Source organism: Streptomyces sp. NPDC031100, assembly GCF_055570785.1.
In genome coordinates this window covers 27,180-45,374 of the sequence record NZ_JBVIGN010000016.1, presented here as the reverse complement: position 1 = coordinate 45,374, position 18,195 = coordinate 27,180, and the positions used below count along the sequence as shown (strand labels likewise).

General features: G+C 68.6%; 20 protein-coding genes. 13 read left to right on the top strand and 7 right to left on the bottom strand.

Annotated features, from left to right (window positions below):
• Nucleotides 1–160: 160 nt before the first annotated feature.
• A complete protein-coding gene (locus ACZ5DS_RS35410; RefSeq protein ID WP_468246834.1) occupies nucleotides 161–715 on the bottom strand; it encodes a flavoprotein in 555 nt (184 codons plus the stop codon).
• Complete coding sequence (locus ACZ5DS_RS35405; RefSeq protein WP_468246831.1) at nucleotides 712–1,983, bottom strand: helix-turn-helix domain-containing protein; 1,272 nt, start codon at nucleotides 1,981–1,983, stop codon at nucleotides 712–714. Before ACZ5DS_RS35405 ends, ACZ5DS_RS35410 begins: the two co-directional genes overlap by 4 nt.
• 175 nt (nucleotides 1,984–2,158) lie before the next feature.
• Between ACZ5DS_RS35405 and ACZ5DS_RS35400 the strand changes: the two genes are divergently transcribed.
• From ACZ5DS_RS35400 to ACZ5DS_RS35350, 11 genes are all read left to right on the top strand, one after another.
• The gene (locus ACZ5DS_RS35400; protein WP_468246828.1) at nucleotides 2,159–2,596 is read left to right on the top strand and encodes an ATP-binding protein; all 438 of its coding nucleotides are present in this window, start codon (nucleotides 2,159–2,161) and stop codon (nucleotides 2,594–2,596) included.
• 2 nt (nucleotides 2,597–2,598) lie between these two features.
• On the top strand, nucleotides 2,599–3,918 hold the full coding sequence (locus ACZ5DS_RS35395; protein ID WP_468246827.1) for a UDP-N-acetylglucosamine 1-carboxyvinyltransferase: 1,320 nt from the start codon (nucleotides 2,599–2,601) through the stop codon (nucleotides 3,916–3,918).
• Complete coding sequence (locus ACZ5DS_RS35390) at nucleotides 3,915–5,150, top strand: bifunctional UDP-sugar hydrolase/5'-nucleotidase (RefSeq protein WP_468246825.1); 1,236 nt, start codon at nucleotides 3,915–3,917, stop codon at nucleotides 5,148–5,150. The genes ACZ5DS_RS35395 and ACZ5DS_RS35390 overlap by 4 nt, the downstream gene beginning before the upstream one ends.
• On the top strand, nucleotides 5,150–5,689 hold the full coding sequence (gene dcd, locus ACZ5DS_RS35385; protein ID WP_468246823.1) for a dCTP deaminase: 540 nt from the start codon (nucleotides 5,150–5,152) through the stop codon (nucleotides 5,687–5,689). The genes ACZ5DS_RS35390 and dcd overlap by 1 nt, the downstream gene beginning before the upstream one ends.
• A complete protein-coding gene (locus ACZ5DS_RS35380; RefSeq protein ID WP_468246821.1) occupies nucleotides 5,686–6,222 on the top strand; it encodes a dCTP deaminase in 537 nt (178 codons plus the stop codon). The genes dcd and ACZ5DS_RS35380 overlap by 4 nt, the downstream gene beginning before the upstream one ends.
• Before the next feature lie 23 nt (nucleotides 6,223–6,245).
• Nucleotides 6,246–7,334, top strand: a complete 1,089-nt coding sequence (locus ACZ5DS_RS35375; RefSeq protein WP_468247162.1) for a glycosyltransferase family 4 protein — start codon at nucleotides 6,246–6,248, stop codon at nucleotides 7,332–7,334.
• A gap of 95 nt (nucleotides 7,335–7,429) precedes the next feature.
• Nucleotides 7,430–8,473 carry a serine hydrolase domain-containing protein gene (locus ACZ5DS_RS35370; protein ID WP_468246818.1) on the top strand — a complete coding sequence of 348 codons (1,044 nt, stop codon included), beginning with the start codon at nucleotides 7,430–7,432 and terminating at the stop codon, nucleotides 8,471–8,473.
• Nucleotides 8,474–8,730: 257 nt separating this feature from the next.
• On the top strand, nucleotides 8,731–9,459 hold the full coding sequence (locus ACZ5DS_RS35365) for an NADPH-dependent FMN reductase (RefSeq protein ID WP_468246815.1): 729 nt from the start codon (nucleotides 8,731–8,733) through the stop codon (nucleotides 9,457–9,459).
• Nucleotides 9,460–9,523: 64 nt separating this feature from the next.
• Nucleotides 9,524–9,928 (top strand): VOC family protein, encoded by a 405-nt coding sequence (locus tag ACZ5DS_RS35360; protein WP_468246812.1) that lies wholly within the window; start codon nucleotides 9,524–9,526, stop codon nucleotides 9,926–9,928.
• Between the two features lie 92 nt (nucleotides 9,929–10,020).
• On the top strand, nucleotides 10,021–10,368 hold the full coding sequence (locus ACZ5DS_RS35355) for a transposase (RefSeq protein WP_468246809.1): 348 nt from the start codon (nucleotides 10,021–10,023) through the stop codon (nucleotides 10,366–10,368).
• Nucleotides 10,369–10,459: 91 nt separating this feature from the next.
• A complete protein-coding gene (locus ACZ5DS_RS35350; RefSeq protein WP_468246806.1) occupies nucleotides 10,460–11,494 on the top strand; it encodes an MBL fold metallo-hydrolase in 1,035 nt (344 codons plus the stop codon).
• Here ACZ5DS_RS35350 and ACZ5DS_RS35345 read toward each other — a convergent pair.
• Entirely contained in the window at nucleotides 11,447–11,617 is a 171-nt protein-coding gene (locus ACZ5DS_RS35345; protein WP_468247161.1) for a CDGSH iron-sulfur domain-containing protein, read from the bottom strand. The two genes, ACZ5DS_RS35350 and ACZ5DS_RS35345, sit on opposite strands and share 48 nt — an antisense overlap.
• 535 nt (nucleotides 11,618–12,152) lie before the next feature.
• Here ACZ5DS_RS35345 and ACZ5DS_RS35340 point away from each other — a divergent pair.
• Nucleotides 12,153–13,253, top strand: a complete 1,101-nt coding sequence (locus ACZ5DS_RS35340) for an MBL fold metallo-hydrolase (protein WP_468246804.1) — start codon at nucleotides 12,153–12,155, stop codon at nucleotides 13,251–13,253.
• Nucleotides 13,254–13,381: 128 nt separating this feature from the next.
• Complete coding sequence (locus ACZ5DS_RS35335) at nucleotides 13,382–13,852, top strand: MarR family winged helix-turn-helix transcriptional regulator (protein ID WP_468246802.1); 471 nt, start codon at nucleotides 13,382–13,384, stop codon at nucleotides 13,850–13,852.
• A 470-nt stretch (nucleotides 13,853–14,322) separates the two neighbouring features.
• Here ACZ5DS_RS35335 and ACZ5DS_RS35330 read toward each other — a convergent pair whose 3' ends face one another.
• The 4 genes from ACZ5DS_RS35330 to ACZ5DS_RS35315 are packed head-to-tail and all read right to left on the bottom strand — an operon-like array spanning nucleotide 14,323 to nucleotide 18,113.
• Nucleotides 14,323–15,183: a bile acid:sodium symporter family protein gene (locus ACZ5DS_RS35330; protein ID WP_468246799.1), complete on the bottom strand. Its 861-nt coding sequence runs from the start codon at nucleotides 15,181–15,183 to the stop codon at nucleotides 14,323–14,325.
• A gap of 18 nt (nucleotides 15,184–15,201) precedes the next feature.
• Complete coding sequence (locus ACZ5DS_RS35325) at nucleotides 15,202–16,536, bottom strand: Dyp-type peroxidase (RefSeq protein ID WP_468246797.1); 1,335 nt, start codon at nucleotides 16,534–16,536, stop codon at nucleotides 15,202–15,204.
• Nucleotides 16,537–16,558: 22 nt separating this feature from the next.
• The gene (locus ACZ5DS_RS35320; protein ID WP_468246794.1) at nucleotides 16,559–17,569 is read right to left on the bottom strand and encodes a hypothetical protein; all 1,011 of its coding nucleotides are present in this window, start codon (nucleotides 17,567–17,569) and stop codon (nucleotides 16,559–16,561) included.
• A 10-nt stretch (nucleotides 17,570–17,579) separates the two neighbouring features.
• Nucleotides 17,580–18,113 carry a hypothetical protein gene (locus tag ACZ5DS_RS35315; RefSeq protein WP_468246792.1) on the bottom strand — a complete coding sequence of 178 codons (534 nt, stop codon included), beginning with the start codon at nucleotides 18,111–18,113 and terminating at the stop codon, nucleotides 17,580–17,582.
• Between the last annotated feature and the right edge of the window lie 82 nt (nucleotides 18,114–18,195).

Sequence of the window (18,195 nt, the reverse complement as noted above, 5' to 3'; positions counted from 1 at the left end):
GACGCTCATCTGGCGCATCTAACGCCTTGGCGAAGGGCCGGCGCCTAATACACGAGCCCGTGCTGCACAGGCACGAGGTGCAACCCAGCCCTCCGCGGATCCCGATCACACGCCAGCAACCGCTGCGGTCCCGGCACCGCTGCATGCACGGCACAGGTAATCACCGCGCCGTTTCGACTATGGATTCCAGCAGTTCAAGGGCTTCCTCCCAGCGGAAGCGTTCCGCCGCACCGCCAGCCCTCGGCCGGTGCGGTTCGCATGAGCCGATCAGGACACCCATGCTCCGCAGCCGGTCCAGGCTCTGCTGGTAGGCGGGGTGGGCGGCCTGGGCGGAGTTCAGGTAGGGCAGCGCCACAGTCGGGATACCCATGCCGTACGCCTCGCACAGGATGCCCAGGGCGAGGGTGTCTGAGATCCCGGCGGCCCACTTGTTGATCGTGTTGAACGTGGCGGGAGCGACGGCGATCGCGTCCGCCGGAGGCAGGGGGCGCGGGTCTCCCGGTGACCGCCAGGCGGAGCGGATCGGGTAGCCGGTCTGTGCCTCGATCGCCTTGGCGTCGATGAAGCCGAGTCCCTGCGGTGTGGCGATGGCGCCGACGTCCCAGTTCGCCTCCTGGGCGGTGGTGATGAGCTTGCCGACGTCACGGGCAACACCTGCCGCGCACACGACGACGTACAGGAAGGGCTTCTTGTCCGGGGCGGTCGGTTCGGTCACGCGGGGACTCCCAGTTGGCGGCTGAAGTGGTGCAGTTCCGGCAGGGTACGACGGCGGTCGCGGGCTGCCATGTCGGCAACCAGGTTGCGGACGTCGGGACGGCGGATGTCCTGGGCGGCGCAGGTTTCGGCGATGCGCAGGGCCTGGTAGCCGTCGGCGAGGCGGCCCTGCTGGCTGTAGGCACGAGCCGCCTCCACCCATAGGGCGGCGCGGCGCTCGGGGACCGGGATGTGTCGGCGCATGAGGGGTCGGGCCGCCTGGAGGGCGAGGCCGGCGTCACCGAAGGCCACCAGGGCACTCAGCTCGTGCAGGGCGACATTGGTGGGGCTGAAGGTGGCCCAAGCGTCAGGCCGGTCCAGGGTCACGTACCGGGAGACTTCCTTGGCCTCGGTGAGGAATTCCTTCGTGGCCGCGCGATCACCGCGGCTGCTGGCCGCGGTCACACCGCGCAGGAGCAGCAGTCCTACAGCAGCGAGGTACTTCGGAGAGCGCCGGTCATAGGAACCGGTGAGGTGGTCGGCGGTGTGCCTGACCAGAGTGACGGCTTCGGTGGCGTGCTTCTCGCGCACCAGGACGTGGGCCTGGACACGGACGCTGGAGGCGAGGACCACCGGGTCGGCCGAGCGCTCTGCTTCGGCCATCGCCCGGCCGACGGCGAGCCATGCGTTGCCCTGGTCGTGCTGTTTGAGCAGCAGGCTGGTCGCGGTCTGGTACGCCGTGGCCAGGAGCCCGGACACCGTATCCCTGTCCGTCGCCTCGCTGGCGGCCTGTCGCAGGTCACCGATCAGATCCGGGAGGGTGCGCTCCAGCTCTGTGTAGTGGCAGGTGTGGAAGAGCCTGAGCGCCGATCCGACTCGCTCGTACAGGACGGCCGTGTCCTGTGGGCCACCGGTGCCCGCGTGGCCGGGGCCGGGCAGGAGTGCCTGGACGAGGGCGGTGTGCGAGGCGGAAGAGCCGGCCGGGGTCGCGAGCGCTGCGATGCTCGCGGCGAGGAAGGTGCGGCGGTGCATGTCATCAGCTTCTGGGTCGGCGACAGAGGTGTCCTGAGCGGGGGCGAGGCCCAACTCGTGGGGCGGGATGTCTAATTCCTGCGCGACGGCGCGTAGTACGCGGATGTCCTCCGTGCCGCGACCGCTCTCCAGACGGCTCACCTTGGACTGGTGATACCCGAGCGCTGCAGCCACGTCGTGCTGTGAACGCCGCTGTAACACCCGTGCCCGACGGATTCGTTCTCCGATCCGTCTCGCTTCCCCATATGCATCGGCCATCTGCCACGGCTCCCTCCGCCGTCGCTGATCCTGCCTGCTCAATCGAGCATAGATCAGCCGTAGTTGGCGGTGATGCAGCTCCTGCATAAGTCATGCAGCGCCCGCGCATGAGTTAACCACTCACGGCGACGGGCTGATTGCTTGGTGTGGCCCCACCTACACCGGGAGGCCGCTCATGGAAGCGCACCAGCTCGCTCTTTCCCTACCCGCGACGCCCGCCGCAGCGACCGCGGCTCGGCACCAGGCCCTGAGCGCAATAGCGGGCTGGGACGCGGGACTGGGCACCGAGGTGGTGCGCACGGCCGAACTGCTGGTCAGCGAGCTCGTCACCAACGCGGTCCAGTACGCCGACACCGGATCGGTCTCGCTCGCGGTCTGTCTCGACGAGGTCGTCCTGCGGATCGAGGTCTGCGACACAAGCCCGGTGCTGCCCCAGCCGGCTCTGCCCGATGCGGACAGCGAGGGCGGCCGGGGCCTGTTCCTCGTCGCCGCTCTCGCTGATCGGTACCGCGCCGAGCCGACGGAGAACGGCAAGCGCTGCTGGGCCGAGATCGATCTGATCACCAAACCCAGCCAGGACATGGCCTGTTTCCTTCCTCTGCAGAGGAGTTGATGATGACGACCACCCACGCCCCCGGCGTGGCCGCCGAGGTGATCGCCGTACGCCCTGGGCCACCACTCGCCGGCACCGTGAGCGTCGACGGGTCCAAGAACGCCGCTCTGCCGCTCCTGGCCGCCACGGCTGCCCTCGGCCGCCCGGTTCGGCTGAGCAATGTCCCGGACAGCACGGACGTCCAGATCATGCTCGTTCTGCTGCAACAAGCGGGCTGGCATGTCACGCAGCCCGTCGGCGAACCGACCACCTATGTGATCCTGCCGACGGAGTCATCTCGGGGACTGCCCGATCTGGCGCAGGCAGCCCACATCCGAGCCTCGTACTACCTCGTCCCCGCCTTGCTCGCGCGTTACGGCCAGGCGCGGCTGCCCTGGCCAGGCGGCTGCCGGATCGGTGCGCGCGGGATGGATCTGCACTTCAAGGTATACGAGGCGTTCGGCGACTGGAGCCGGCAGGACAGTTCCGGATACGGCATCGAGGCCCACACCTCACAGACCGGCACCGTCTCCATCGCACTGCCTTTCCGCTCCCGCGGTGCGACCGTGGCCGCGACACTGCGCGCCTTCACAACCGGCCGACCTTTACGGCTGGGTCAGCCAAACCTCTCGCCCGAAGTCCTGAGCGTGCTCGACGCCCTGAGTTCGGTGGGCTGGGAAACGCACGCCGGCGAGCATGTACTCACTCTCGCACCGACCTCCTGGCCGCCGACTGCCCCCACTGCCTGGACAGTCCCCGGAGACAAGATCGAGGCAGCCACGCTGGCCTGCGCGATCGCCGCGACGCGCGGTACTGCCCGCATCGACGGCGTGCAGGGCAAGGACGTAGGCCCGTTCGTGGCTGCCCTTCATCAACTCGGCATCCCCGCAGACGCGGAGCCGAATGGCCTTACCGTCCGCGCCCAGGAGACAGCCCCCACTGGCCGTCCCCTGCGGGCCATCGCCTCCCTGAGCCCGGCCGGCCTGGACGCCGACTTCGAACCACCGCTCATGGCACTCGCCGTCGGACTGCCCGGCACGCATCTGTTCGCCGACGCCATCAATCCCGGCCGCCACGGCAACCTGCTGCCGCAGCTGTCCCGCCTGGGCGTCGAGATCGAGGAGATCTCCCCCACCGAATGCCGCCTGACCGGGCCCCAGCAGCTGACGGGCGCGGGCGTCGAAGCCACTGACATCCGCACCGGGTCCGCTCTCATGATCGCCGGCCTCACCGCCCGAGGCGTCACCACTATCGGCGGCCTCGACCAGCTGCGCCGCGGCCACGCCGACCTGTCCGGCAAACTGCGCACTCTGGGTGCCGACATCTGCGAGGTCACCCCATGACCACAGACAGCCGGAACCTGCGCCAAATCGTTGCCACTGCGGACGTCCACTCCGCCTTCCATAACGCCGCGCCGTTCCTAGCCCACCTCCACGCCCTCCGCCCGACTTCGCTCATCGCGGACTGCGGCGACTTCTTCGAAGGCAGCGGCTACTACCGTCTCGCTCACGGCACCATCGAGCGGGAGATCCTGCTCAAGCTGTACGACGTGCTGGCCCCCGGCAACCACGGCTGGGGTCACCACTTCGAGCCGGACCTTCACCGGCGCACTGTCTGCGCCAACGCCGTCGACGCCAACACCGGCGACGCACTCTTCCGCCGCTTGTATATCGCGGACATCGCTGGACGTCGCATCGGCGTAACCGCTGTGATCGGTCGGCAAGCCTTCCACTCGATCCCGGCCGCCCAGCGAGCAAGCCACTGCGTCACTGATCCCGTCCAGGCCCTACGCGAGCTGATGCTCGCTCACCACCATGAGGTGGACAGCTGGGTCCTGCTCAGCCACTCCGGCTTCGACGAGGACCGGAAACTCGCGGCAGCCTGTCCGTTTCTCGACGTGGTCTTCGCCGGGCACTGCCACAGCGATCAGTACGGGCCGGTCCGGGTCGACGACACCCTGGTCGTCAAGGGCCGGGAACTCGCCGATGGCTATGCCATCGCCACGCCCGTGGGCACGGGATGGGGTGCGGGCACCACGTCCTTCCCGGATCGGGCCCCGAGCGTTGTTCCCACGGAGCTTGCGGCCCTGCGCTCACGCATCGAGGACGTCAAGCAGCAGCTGGCCGGCGTCCTCGGCCCGATCAGACCGGCCTACCGCCACCAGTCCCTCGACCGGCGCAGCCTGCTCGTGGACCTCACCGCCCGCCTGCGTACGGCGCTCGGGGCAGACGCGGTCGTCCTCAACGAGACGGCACTACGTGCCCTCCCGCTCGGCGACACCCTCACCCAGGGCGACCTGCTCTCCATCGAGCCGTTCGCCAACCAGCTGGTGCACGCCCACGTACCTGAGCCGGCACGCAGCGACCCCCGTGGCCTGCTGTCACATCTGACCACCCAGACCGGCCCGCTCGTCACCGCCCCCGATCCCTTGCCGGACGCTCTCACCACCGTGCTGACCACCGACTATCTCGCCGACACCTACCTCGGCGGGCGCACGCACGAGGCCGGTCTGCGTCTGGATCAGGCTGTCCAACACGTCCTCACCGCTCCCGACACCGCGGAAGGAGGCAGGTAATGATCCTCACCGGCCCGGAGATCACCGCTGCCGCTCACGACGGCCGCCTCCGCATCACCCCGTTCGCCGCTGACCAGGTCAACCCCAACAGCTACAACGTGCGTCTGGGCCCCACCCTGATCACCTACACGAGTACGGTCCTGGACGCACACCGGCCCAACCCCACCCGCGCAATCAGCATCGGCCCGGACGGGCACATCCTCCAGCCAGGCGAGCTCTACCTCGGCCACACCCTCGAAGAGGTCGGCTCCAACACCTTCGTGCCACTGCTGTTCGGCCGCTCCTCCGTCGGCCGCCTCGGCCTGTTCGTCGAGATCACCGCCCCCATCGGCGACATCGGGTTCCACGGCCAGTGGACGCTCATGCTCACCCCGATCCGACCACTGCGCGTGTACGCCGGCATGGCGATCGGGCAGATCATGTTCTTCGTCTCCACCGGCGCCATCGACCTCTACCGCGGCAAGTACCAGGCCGCCGCAGGACCGCAGCCCTCCGCCTACTGGCGAGACCTCGCCCGACTCCGGGCGGTGGCATCGTGATCCTCACCGGCCCCGCCATCGCCGCGGCCGTCCAGGCCGGCGATATCACCATCGACCCGTACGAGCCCAGCCGCGTCTCCCCCAACGCCTACGACTGGCGGCTCGGGGACACGATCCGCGTCTGCGACGGCGACCTCGACGCCGCGACCCCCACCGCCTTCACCGATCAGCCCATCCCCGACGCCGGCCTCGTGCTGCGCCCTGACCTGCTCTACCTCGGCATCACTCTGGAGCGGACCGGTTCGGAGACGTACGCGCAGCTGCTGAACGGCGACCGCACCACCGGCTCCCTGGGCATCTGGGTTCACGTGTCGGCTCCGCTCGGACACCAGGGCCATGCGATCCGCTGGACGCTGGAGATCCGCGCCGCCCGACCGGTGCGCGTGTATCCGGGCATGACCTTCGGCAAGCTCGTCTTCCTCACCACCTTCGGCGCCCCGGCCAGCTACCAGCAGCAGCCTGCCAAGTACGCGTCCACGGAAGGCATCGACATCTCGCGCCTCTACGAGGAGATCGACGGAGGAGCGCGGTGAACGCTCGCTCGGCCACCGGTCCGATGGCCGCCACCTTCCTGGATCTCCCCGCCGGAAGCCCCGGCGGCAGCGTCGAGCTCTTCCTCGACCTCTACACCGGCCAACAACCCCTCATCGCGGCCCGCGCCTTCATGCTCGCACCACCTGGTCACGCTCCCCGTCCACCCGCCGGACTCAACGTGCTCCCCGTAGCGGGCAAATGCCTGGAAGGAACGGCCTTCAGCCGCTACGTCGCCACCCTGCGCAGAGCGCTTACAGCCACGCTCGATCCCACACAGATCGGCGTCCTCCACTTGCAGCACCTCGCATTCGGCGCCACTCCTGCCCTCATCCGGGCTCTGCCCTCGCATCCCCGGATCGCCCTCGTCCACGGCACGGACCTGCTCTTCGCCGAGACCCACCGAGACCAGCTCCAGGTGCTACGCGAAACGGCCAGGGCCACCGACGCCATCGTGGTCCCGACCACCGCAATGGCCGACCGCCTCCTCAAGCTCGCCCCGCAGATCGAACGCCGCAAGATCACCCATATCCCCTGGGGCATCCCCGACCACCTGCTCACCGCCCCGCCCGCCCGGCCGGCACGCACCTCCACCAGCCACCTGCGGCTCCTGTACGCAGGACGCCTGACCGCAGAAAAGGGTGTCGAGGCCCTGATCAAAAGCCTGGCTCCCGTGCCCGGTGTCGAGCTGAGCGTCGCAGCGCCCAGAGCCCAGTTCCACGCACTGGCCCCACTGCTGCAACGAGCCGGCGTACGAGTCCGCTACCTCGGCTGGCTCCGTCGCCCACAGCTGTGGAAAGTCTTCACCGAACACGACGTGCTGGTCATGCCGTCCACCACCCTGGAAGCCATGGGACTGGTCGCACTGGAAGCCCAAGCGTGCGGACTCCCCGTCCTCTACCAGCCCGTACCCGGCCTCAACGAATCCCTCGCCGCTTCCGGCATGGCCACCGACTTCACCCACTCCGCCGCACTGGCGCGCGCCCTCGACCGGCTGAGAAAGACACCCGGGCTGCTGACCGCCCTCCGACAGGCGAGCTATGCCAACGCGGCACGCTATCCCCTCTCGGCGACCGCACGATCCCTGACCGACCTCGGCCGACAGCTCACATGAACCGACCGCCAGACGACCCGACACGTCACTACCCGAACCGCTCCGCGAACGTCACTACGCTGACCGACGGGATACCCCCGGCGAAGAGGGAGACCATGACGTACGACCGCGACCGCATCGAAGCCCTGCTCGACGAGGGAGTTCGCGACAAGGTGTACCCGGGCGCCGTGTGGGCCGTCGGCGACGCCACCGGCATCCACGCCCAAGGCACCACCGGCGTCCTCGATCCCGACGAGCCGGACGTGCCGATGCGCGCGGACACCGTCTTCGACGCCGCCAGCCTCACCAAGATCCTCGCCGTGTGGTCATCCGTCGGCGCCCTGTGGGAGGACGGCGCCCTCGACCTCGACCAGCCGCTCGGCACCTTCTGGCCCGAGGTCACCGGCCATCCGCTCGGCGCCGTGACCGCCCGACAGTTGCTGACCCACACGGCCGGCGTCCCACTGCGAGCCCAGCTGAAGAACCTCTACGGCGCCAACCCCGACGACATCCGCCGCGGCGTACTGCATGAGCAGCTCCACCGGCCACCCGGCGAAGCAGTCGAGTACACCGACCGGGCCGCCCTCATCCTCGGCTACCTCGCCGAACACCTCTCCGGCAAGCGACTCGACCAGCTCGCAACGGAACGCACCTGGCACCCACTGGGCATGCACTCCACACGCTTCGGCCCCCTGCCCGACGAGATCGCAAACCGCTGCGCCCCCACCGAACTCGACCAGGACACCGACACTCACCTAAAGGGCATCGCCCACGACTTCTCGGCCCGCCTCCTGGGCGGCGTCTGCGGCATCGCCGGTGTCTTCACGGTCCTTGACGACCTCGTCGCCCTTCTCCGCTACATGCTCGACAGCTCCAGCTCCCGGACCACCCCCGGCTTCGGGACCGAGTGGACCACGTGCTCCCTGACCATCCAATCGGGCCGGCTACAGCCAGCCCGTGGGCTCTTCTGGCATCCGGCCGTTGGTACCACCGCCGAGCAGGACGTGTGGGTCCACTACGGGTTCACCGGCACGGGCATGTGGATCGCGCCTGCTCAAGCTCGGTGGGCAGTGCTCCTGACCAACAAGCTCTACTACACCCGCGACCGCGGCCCTCTGACCGACGTCCGCAACGCGTTCCGGGAACTCGCCTTCAGGTAAGGGAGCCTGGGGCACTGCCTCCTCACACCCAAGGGAGTCCAGGTGGCTGACGGACGGCCCAGCCAGCGCATGCGAGACCTCGGTGTCGTCCAGCACGGCGCAGGCATCCTCGCCGAACCAGCCCACGCCGGGCGCCTCAACGCCACCCTGACAAGCCGAAGCCAGGTAGCCGGCGGGGCCGGGCTGGCGTGCCTGTGCGCCCGCGTTCGGACCAGCGTCGGCGGCGGGGTGGGCAGTCGCGTGGCAAGGTGGCGCATGTGAGCGCGAACCCAGCCATTCCGGCCTCCGCCCGTACGGTGGGCTCACTGCGGAATGTCGTCCAGCCAGTTCCGGGCGACGGCCACGGTGAGCCGCTGCGCGTGCTGGTGCTGTCCGGGTCCTACCGGAAGGGATCGTTCAACGGACAGCTGGCCAGGCTGACCGCCAGGCTGGTGAACGAGAACGGTGCCGCCGCCGATCTTGCCGACTTGCGGGACTTCGACACGCCGTCGTACGACGGGGACGTCGAGACCGCCCAGGGTCCGCCACAGAACTCCGTCGCACTGCGGGATCGGCTTCAGGCTGCGCAGGCGTTCGTACTCGCCTCGCCGGAGTACAACGCATCCATCCCGGGCGTGGTGAAGAACGCGATCGACTGGCTGTCGCGCTTTCGGCCGCAGCCGTTCAAGGACAAGCACGCCCTTCTGGTCTCGGCTTCTCCCTCAATGGTGGGAGGAAACCGGGGACTGTGGGCGCTCCGCGTACCGCTGGAGCATCTCGGGGCCCGCGTCTACCCGGACATGTTCAGCCTGGCAAAGGCCCACCAGGCGTTCGGCAGCAGCGGCGACCTGAACGACGCCGGACTGCAGGAGCGGCTCGCGGCCACCGTGAAGGCATTTCTCAGTCTCACCGAGGCCGACACACGCTACCCCGCGCTGCAACGCTGCTGGTACGAGTTCCTCGGCGACCAGACCAGTGCTCCGGTCACCCAGCGCGCCGAGGAATAGCCTGGCCGCCTTCCCGGGCGCACGCCGGCAGGAGGCCCTTCGCCCTGACAGCGAGGACAACGCCATGAGTGACAACGAGTTCCAGACCGGTGCCGAACTGACACATCTGCTGGTGGTCCGCGACCTGGCCGCCGCCCGCGACTTCTACCGGGACGTGGTCGGCGCCGAAGTGACACGGGAGTACGCAGGCACCAGCGCCGTCCTGCGCCTGTTCGGCACGTGGCTGCTCCTTGTCACGGGCGGCGGCCCCACGCCCGACAAACCGACGGTCGTGTTCGCCCCGCCGGACGATGCCGACCGGGTCAGCCATGAGATGACCTTCCGCGTCCGGGACTGCGAAGCCGCGTACAACGAGCTGCGGCGGCGCGGGGCGGTCTTCCTGACTCCACCCGTGAACTCCGGTGCCGAGATCCGCTGCTTCTTCCGCGACCCGGACGGCCATCTCCTCGAACTCAGCCAGGTGCCGTGACACCAGGCCGGACAGTGCGAACCGTCACGCGGAAACGCAGATCTCAGTAACGGCCCTGCGGCGTCTGCTACCCGACAGCAACGACGCCACGGGTGCTGGTCGTCGACGACTTCGCGCTACATGGGGGCGTCGAGATCGCCTGCCGGGACAGCGCCGCCGGCTACGCGGAAGCCGTATGCAGGGCCCTGCCGAAAGCGCTGCAGGTCAGTGACCCATGGCACATTTGGCACAGCCTCCTTCAGCTCCTCCATGAGACCCGAGAGCGCGGCTACCAGGGCAGCTTGAACCTGCGACGTCGCTTCATTTGGCGAGTCGCCGGTAGCCGATCAGGGTCGCGGCCATGCCGGCGAAAGCGAGGAAGTGCAGAAAACGACCTCTCAAGGGTGTCCGCCAGCAGTCCTGCCACAGTGGTTGACATATCAACTTTCCCCCTCGTATGATTCCGCTATTGGTTGATGCTTCAACTATTCACGCGGAGAGGCCGCCATGCCCGACTCACATGCTCCACACCCATCCACGCCGTCCAGCGCCATGCCCAGTCGCAGGAGCCTCCTGCGGTACTCAGCGCTCGCGGCCTCCATCCCAGCCGGCGCCGCGCTCCTGGAGCCGCTCTGGCGGCCGAGCACCGCCGCCGCGGCCGACACCGGGTACGCGCCGATCCCTGCCGCTGCCCAAGGCCCGCAGATCCCCGCCAAGGGCTATCTGGTGCGCGAGATCCGGGACCGCCTGTACTGGCTCACCGACGGCACGTACCAGATGATGTTCCTCGTCAGCGGCGAGGGGGTGATCGTCGTGGACGCCCCACCCACCCTTGGCCACAACATCCTCCGCGCCATCGCCGAGGTCACGCCGGAGACGATCACGCACGTGGTCTACTCGCACCACCACGCGGACCACATCGGGGCGGCCGGCCTCTACCCGAGCAAAGCCGTGCGCATCGCCCATGAGAGCACCCGTCATCTGCTGGGCGAGGTGGAGGACTCCAACCGGCCGATGCCGACGCGGTTCGTGTCGGACTCGTACCGGCTGGAGGTCGGCGACCAGGTGCTGCAACTGCGCTACAAGGGACCGAACCACAGTCCGGACAACCTGTTCATTTACGCGCCCCGGCAACGCGTCCTGATGCTGGTCGACGTCGTGTTCCCAGGCTGGGTCCCGTTCAAGAACCTCGCCATGTCCAGTGACATCCCGGGCTGGATCGAGGCGCACAAGCAGGCCCTGGCCTTCCCCTTCGAGACCTACATCGGGGGACACCTGAACCGGCTGGGCACCCGTCAGGACGTCGAGACCCAGCTCGACTACATGCGCGACCTGGAGCGCAGTACGCGCGATGCAATCGCCGCCGTGGACCCGACACCGATGTTCGCCCGGTACCCGGACAACCCGTGGGCGATCTTCAAGACCTACCTCGACGAGGTCAGCCGAACGGCGGGCGAACGCGTCATCGCCGACTGGAAGGACCGCCTGGGGGGCGTCGACGTATTCACCTTCGACAACGCCTTCGCGCTGTTCGAGTCGCTACGGATCGACTACGGGGTTCTCGGACCGTTCGGTGTCCGCCCCTGACGCCTCCTGGCCCTCGTTGCCGAAACAGGAGCCGCTGCGGTCGCAGAAGGGCAGGTTGCCGCTTCCCCCGCAGCGGCACAGGGCGGCGCGAGTCTCCGTCAGCTCCCCGTCCCCCTTGGCCAGCCGCGGCCGTCAACGCCCTTGCCCCGGTACGCCTTGCCGGGCGGTCCGGAGGTGGGGTGGTGTCTGGGAAGTCTGTTATGACGTCCCCTCGCCGGCCTCCCGGTCAGCCGGTGAACCCCGACGGCGAGCGGGATCCACGAGCTCCACGTACCGTGGATGCCGGTGGATGCAGTCCGCGCTCCCCAGCCCGCGACCCCCGAACTCGCGACCGGCCGGCTCCGGCCCCACACATCTCGAAGCGCCCCAGCTCGGGGTGGTTCTGCACCAGGGCTTGCGGCAGGGGACTCTCAGCCATCGGTACTTCTGCGGGCGCAGCTCAAGTACGGCAACCGTACGCAACGGGCTTCAACGGCCCGCCGGAGGCAGTTGACTCATCCACCGCAGCTGCCGAGCCAGGGGCTGGTTGGCGCGTCACCGCAAGACCGGCAGGCCGCACGCTTCGCTCGGAGCCCGTTCACGGTCCGTGGACCGCTTCCCATCCGGCCCTCGGATCCCAGGGGGTACTTTCGTCATCCTCAGGCACAAGGGGGCTGTCATGCCTTCCGTTCGCCGGTACCGTCGGGGCGCTGTGCTGGGCACGCTGGCGGCCATCCCCGCGCTGGTCTCCCCGACCAGCGCTCCCACCGTCTCCACTGATACCGATCACCCGGCTCGGACCGCGTCCCAGCCCCGGCCGCCGGGTGGCGACGAGGACGCAGCCCTCGCGGCTGCCGCCCAGGCCGCCGAGGACGGAGACATCCCGCCCGGCGCCAAGGGCCCCGCCGTGGACCCGGCCAAGGGCTACGCCATGAAGAAGCTCGGGGACGGCCTGTACTGGGTGTCCAATGGGGCCTACGACACCGAGTTCCTCACCACGGGCAAGGGCGTCATCGTGGTCGACGCACCGCCCGGGCTCGCCGGCCCGATGCTCCAGGCCATCAAATCGGTGACCTCCGAGCCCATCCGCTGGGTGATCTACAGCCACGCCCACGGAGACCACATCGGAGAGGCCCACCGATACCCCAAGGACGCCACGGTCATCGCACACGAGGAGACAGCCCGTCTGCTCAAGCGAGCGCACGATCCCAAGCGGCCACTGCCGGAGATCACCTTCCGCGACCGGTACGTCCTGAAGGCCGGCAACCAGACGGTGGAGCTCAGGTACTTCGGCACCAACCACCAGCCGGGCAACATCTTCATCTGGGCTCCCCGCCAGAAGGTCCTGATGGCCGTCGACCTGCTCGCCCCGGGCTGGGTGCCGTTCGCCAACATGGCCATCGCCGAGGACGTACCAGGGGTCTACGACGCCTACGACAAGATCCTCACCTACCCCCTCAAGTACATCGTCGGCGGACACGTGACGCGCTACGGCACACGGCAGGACGTCCAGGTCTCACGCCAGTGCATCCAAGACGTGCGGGCCAACGCGGCCAACGCGCTGAAGACCGTCGACTTCGCCGCCGTCGCCAGGCGCGTCGGCACGAAGGATCCGTGGAAGCTGTACGCCACATACCTGGACGAGGCTGCCGGGCAGTGCGCCAAGGCCACGAACAGCAAGTGGGCCCGCACCCTCGGCGGTTCGGAGACCTTCACCGAGAGCAACTGCTGGACCCTGATCCAGAGCCTTCGGGTGGACAGCAACGTGGGCGCGTCCTGACAGCGGGCGCTGCGGTACACAGGCCAGGAGGTGCGGTGGTGGTCGGCGGCGACCGGCCACCACCGCCAAGGGCCCCACTCCGGACGCTAAGGTTGATGTGTCAATCAACCGGGAGTTAGGCTCGACCAGTGACGGAAACCCCATGGCTGGATGATCAGGAGGAGCGCGCGTGGCGCGGCTTCGTCGCCGTGAGCCAACTGGTCGAGACGCAGGTGAACCGTGGTCTCCGGCAGGCGGGCGAGCTGTCCATGGCCGACTACCGGATCCTCGTCCCGCTGTCCGAGGCGAAGGACCACAAGCTTCGGATGCAGGACCTCGCCGCGCAGGCGTGGTGGGAGAAGAGCCGGCTCTCCCACCAGGTTCGCCGCATGGAGCAGCGCGGTCTCGTGCGCCGCGAGGAGTGTCCGACAGACGCCCGAGGTGCTCTCGCCGTGCTCACGCCTCAGGGGCTCGAGGCGATCCGCCGCGCGGCCCCGGTTCATGTGGCCAACGTCCGGCGCCACTTCGTCGAGGCGCTCACTAGCGAGCAGCTGGAGTGCCTCACGGAAATCTGCGAAACGGTCGTCCATCACCTGACGGGCCGCACGGGCGCTGAGTGACGCGGGCATCATGGCCGACCCGGTCGACTTTCAGGCAGACCACCGCCGGAACGGATCCAGCACACATGAGGCCGGGAAACCCCGTGAACACATGAGAACTACGGAGCGGTGTTTTCCCAGGCCAGGCCCTACGAGGCTGGCGTTTCCGCAGGTCACAGCCCCGCCCAGGGAAAACTCCTAAAGCGGGTGTCGTAAATGGGGCGCTTCGGCAGCGCAGGCGACCTCGGCCACGCAGTTGGGTCGGCTCGGCCACTCCGGGACACAACCCACCAGGGGCGTTCCAGGGCACATCCAGGGCACATGCGTTTCACTGAAAAACCCCAGGTCAGCGCCCCGCCACCCCCAATCGCTGCATGAGTGGCAGGATTTTCGCATCGGTTTCATGAGGCGGGGCATCAGCCGTATTGCTTGGTTTGGCCCTGAGCTGGGGTTTCGTGGGGTGCGGGCGGGGCTTTCGGGTTCCGCCCTTGTCATGGCGCCTTTCTCGGGCGGACAAGCGTGGCGATCGGGAGGGCCGCCGCCAGGCCGCTGAGGAGGATCGCGGCGAGTGCGCCCAGGACGGCGGGCTGGTCGGCGAAGGCGAGGCCGATGGCGGCCAGGGCGGGGCCGGCGTTGCGTACCGAGGCGACGCCTCCCATGGTGGTGCGGCGTGGCATCGGGCCGGTGGCCAGCAGTGTTCCCACGGCGAAGGCGAAGACGGCGAGCAGGAAGCCGGCGAGCAGGGCGAGTGAGCCGAAGAGGCCGACGACATCGTGCCAGCTGCCGAGCAGCATGCCTGCCAGCACGATCAGGAACGTGATGTTGGAGACCGCGGCTGCCGGGGGGTGCCAGGACTGTGCGGTGGGTTCGGCGTAGCGGCGCAGGAGCAGGCCGACGGCGAAGGGGACGAGTTGCAGGAGCGCCACCGTCCGCACCAGCGCGCCGACGTCGAGGGAGACTTTGGTGCCGATGTCGGCGGCGGTGAGGAGGGCGCCGGCGGTGGGGGCGAAGGTGAGGCTGCCGATGGAGGCGAGCAGTACCTGCATCGCCGCGCCCGCGACGACGTCACCCTGCTGCACCGTCGCCAGTTTCGCCCCGAAGGGGCCGCCCGGGGACGAGGCGATCAGGACGAGGGCGATGAAGGAGGCCGAGGGGAGACTGAGCAGCGCGCCGATGCCCCAGCCGAGCAGCGGGATGACCACCAGGTTGGCGATCAGCGCCAGCACCAGCAGGGGGACGTCGGCGAAGACGCCGCGCAGTGCCGGGACGGTGGCTCTCAGGCCGGCGGCGAACATGGTGGCCGCGATGAAGATGACGGTGACCGCGTTGAGGACGAGATGCAAGGTGTCCATGGCGCTTGCCCCGCCCGTTCAGTCGCGAAGGTCGCCGAGCCAGCGCAGGGCGCTCAGGCTCGGCAGGAAGCAGTACTCGCCTCCCCGGGTGACGACGAACCGGGGCAGCGGGGCGAGGCGGCGCCGCAAAGGCCGTCGGGGAATGGTGTAGCCGGTCTGCCCGTCCGCGGATCCGACGACGGGGTCCTTCGTGTTGCCGGATCCGAAGAAGACGCCGTCGTTCATCCACTCCGACTGGACGAACTCGAACTGCCGGCCCAGATGGGCACCGATGAACGCGAACATCAGACCCCGGTCCGCTCCGTCGTCCTCCAGGACGCCTTCGGGCAGCGGCGGGCCGTAGACCGCGCCGCGCCGGATCATGCGGTGCAACCGCACCTCACCGGCCACCGAGGCGTCGCGCGGGTTGGCCCTGCGGATGTGACAGCCGCCGGGGGTGGTGAAGCCCGTCGGGTCGTCCTGCTCGTAGACGAAGGTGTTGCGGCGGTGGGGGTCGGCTCCCAGGGCCGGGTCGTCGTGCTGCGGGGAGAGAGCCAGGGGCGCTCCACTGCGCCAGCGGCCCATGATCTTCGCCGCGATCAGCTCCTCGTCCTGGGCCCCGGTGGAGTTGTCCCTCAGATAGCGCCTGAACGCGGCGACGTCCTGGTGGAGTTTACGGAAGACCGCGTAACTGCCGTTGCGTCCCAGCACGGTCGGCAGTGGCGCCTGGACACCGCCGATCTCGTCCGGGTAACCGAGGATGAACTCCCCGCCCTTCAACGGCACTTCCAGCTCGTTCGATCCCGGAATGCCGCTGCCTTCGACCGCCGGATGGCTGACGCCGTCGAGGTAGCCGAAGTGCTCCTTCCCGGTGGGCAGTGCGTGGCAGTCCTGCCGCCAGATCGCCGTCACGCCGGGGAGGCGGTCGTAGGCGGGCCGGGCGCGGTCGATGGCCGCCTCCAGGCGCGGGGGATCGGGTGCGACCGCCGTGATCACCACATGGACGTCGCGCGTACCGAGCGGCGCTTCCCAGTGCTGTGGGCTGCTCGCTCCCTCGTCGCACAGCGCTCGTGCGCGGGCGGCCATTCCCTGCCGGAACTCCCACGCGAACGTCTCCAGCGATGCGCGCGGCACTCCCAGGGCCTCCAGGCCCCAGTACGTGACGGCGACACTGACCCAGGTGTCCCCGAGGGGGCTGGCCGCGTCGGCGGCGGAGGTCGCCGCCGCGCTCGCCCGCCGCATCAACTCCCGGCCCTGGGAGCGGTCGTCGATGCGGAAGACCAGGTACGTCGCCGCGTACGGGGTCGGCCGCGGGCTGAGGACCCCGCGCTGAATGTCGTCGAGTTCCAGTGTGACGTCCGTGGGTGCGCTCAACGTCGGCCTCCCTCCGGCATCGCTACGTAACGAGGTTGCGCCAGAAATTCCGCAGGCTGTCGTCGGCGCCGAAGAGCGTGCTGAAGATCGTCGAATCGGCCAGCAGCACGTCTGCCGCGCGGTCGTCGCCAGGGGGCATCCACAGGAACATGTTGAACTCGGTGTTCCCGTCCTCGGTGAACGGATGGGGCCGGGACGTGTCGATCGGCTGCCGGGCCAGCACATGGATGGCCTTCGGCTCCTCGGTCGTCACCGCGTAGTGCGGCAGGTGCATGTGGAAGTTGAAGTTCGTGACCCCGTTCAGCCATCCCTTTTCGTCCAGATCCCTGATGGTCGACAAAGGGGCGATCCGGTTGCCCTCACCGGTGGCGGGGCGCAGCCCGTACTGGTTGACGACCGGCACGCCCAGGCCCTTCATCACGTCCCTGACGTAGGTGGCGAACCGCTGCTGGCGAGGCACCAGGGGATCGCCGTGGTGGCGGTACTCCACCTCCCGCACGGACAGGTCGTCCGACGCACCGACGTCGTGATGGGGCCCCAGGACGAGGCAGGCGTCCTCCCGCGCGAGGAAAGCCCGCAGGGCCTCGATCTCGCCGGGCTCGGCCTCCTGACCTGTGACCATGTGGTCCAGTCCGAAGACGAACAGGACGTCCGTGTCGTCGAGCACCCGCTCGTCGAGCGGGGTGTGGAAACCGGCCTGGTCGATGCGCTGATAGACCGGGACGGGATGCCCGGTGACCTCTCCGACGAAGTCCTGGAACGGCACCCAGGCCCAGAAGAACAGCTCCAGCGATCCCGCGATGCCCTGCTGGAACCGATACGGGTCCGACCATTTCGGGTCCTCGTAGGCCGGCCACGCCACCCGCCGCACCTCGGTCATGGTGGAGAACCGGTTGTCCAGCTCGGCCGCGTTCCGGCCTGCTTCAGCCGGGTAGCTCCACGAGACGTAGATGCTCACGCGATGCCCGGCAGGGGTGTACTTCCGGGGGATGTGCCGCTGGTTGTAGGTCCGCGCTGTTCTGGCCTCACTCATGGCCCAGCCCTCACTGCATCTGGTCGAGCATCTCCGACAGAGCGCCCTTGATCCGCAGAGCCTTCTTGATCTCGTCCGCCGTCACATACGGATACTCTCCGTACTCGATGAAGCTCGGACAGTGGTGTTCGCGAACGAACCTGACGAACGCCTCCGGATTGGTCCGCCAGTCCTCCGGGAACCCCTCCAGATGCTCGAACGCCGTACTCACGCCCGCCTTCGAGAACAGCGCGACGGCGTCCTCGGTGTACTTGTCGAAGTCGGTGTCGAAGATCCCCTGGTACATGAAGCGCGTGTCGTCGTCGAAGAGGACCCAGCGCAGATAGTGCAGCTTCAACGGCGCGAGAAGGTACGGATCCTGTTCCAGCGCCTCGGCCAGTGCGTAGCCGTACTGGCGCATCGCGTCGGCGTGGCCGGGCTTGACCCGCGCGACGATGGTGAAGCCGTAACAAGCCGGAGTCCTGGGGAATATGGGCCCGTACTTCCCCTGTTCGAGATGATCCGTCTCTTTGGGGAGGACGACCGCCTGCGGCCTGATCTCCATGTCCGCTCCTCCCGCCGACAGTGGCCGGGACGAACCCATTTTCCCGCCCGAGTGCTGGGCACGCCCGTTGATCAGGACTGCC

What these genes read in the sequence shown, in the direction of transcription:
- ACZ5DS_RS35405 (WP_468246831.1), bottom strand. Translation starts at nt 1,983, where the DNA reads ATGGCCGATGCATATGGGGAAGCGAGACGGATCGGAGAACGAATCCGT.
- ACZ5DS_RS35400 (WP_468246828.1), top strand. Translation starts at nt 2,159, where the DNA reads ATGGAAGCGCACCAGCTCGCTCTTTCCCTACCCGCGACGCCCGCCGCA.
- ACZ5DS_RS35395 (WP_468246827.1), top strand. Translation starts at nt 2,599, where the DNA reads ATGACGACCACCCACGCCCCCGGCGTGGCCGCCGAGGTGATCGCCGTA.
- ACZ5DS_RS35390 (WP_468246825.1), top strand. Translation starts at nt 3,915, where the DNA reads ATGACCACAGACAGCCGGAACCTGCGCCAAATCGTTGCCACTGCGGAC.
- dcd (WP_468246823.1), top strand. Translation starts at nt 5,150, where the DNA reads ATGATCCTCACCGGCCCGGAGATCACCGCTGCCGCTCACGACGGCCGC.
- ACZ5DS_RS35375 (WP_468247162.1), top strand. Translation starts at nt 6,246, where the DNA reads ATGGCCGCCACCTTCCTGGATCTCCCCGCCGGAAGCCCCGGCGGCAGC.
- ACZ5DS_RS35370 (WP_468246818.1), top strand. Translation starts at nt 7,430, where the DNA reads ATGACGTACGACCGCGACCGCATCGAAGCCCTGCTCGACGAGGGAGTT.
- ACZ5DS_RS35360 (WP_468246812.1), top strand. Translation starts at nt 9,524, where the DNA reads ATGAGTGACAACGAGTTCCAGACCGGTGCCGAACTGACACATCTGCTG.
- ACZ5DS_RS35350 (WP_468246806.1), top strand. Translation starts at nt 10,460, where the DNA reads ATGCCCAGTCGCAGGAGCCTCCTGCGGTACTCAGCGCTCGCGGCCTCC.
- ACZ5DS_RS35340 (WP_468246804.1), top strand. Translation starts at nt 12,153, where the DNA reads ATGCCTTCCGTTCGCCGGTACCGTCGGGGCGCTGTGCTGGGCACGCTG.
- ACZ5DS_RS35330 (WP_468246799.1), bottom strand. Translation starts at nt 15,183, where the DNA reads ATGGACACCTTGCATCTCGTCCTCAACGCGGTCACCGTCATCTTCATC.
- ACZ5DS_RS35320 (WP_468246794.1), bottom strand. Translation starts at nt 17,569, where the DNA reads ATGAGTGAGGCCAGAACAGCGCGGACCTACAACCAGCGGCACATCCCC.
- ACZ5DS_RS35315 (WP_468246792.1), bottom strand. Translation starts at nt 18,113, where the DNA reads ATGGAGATCAGGCCGCAGGCGGTCGTCCTCCCCAAAGAGACGGATCAT.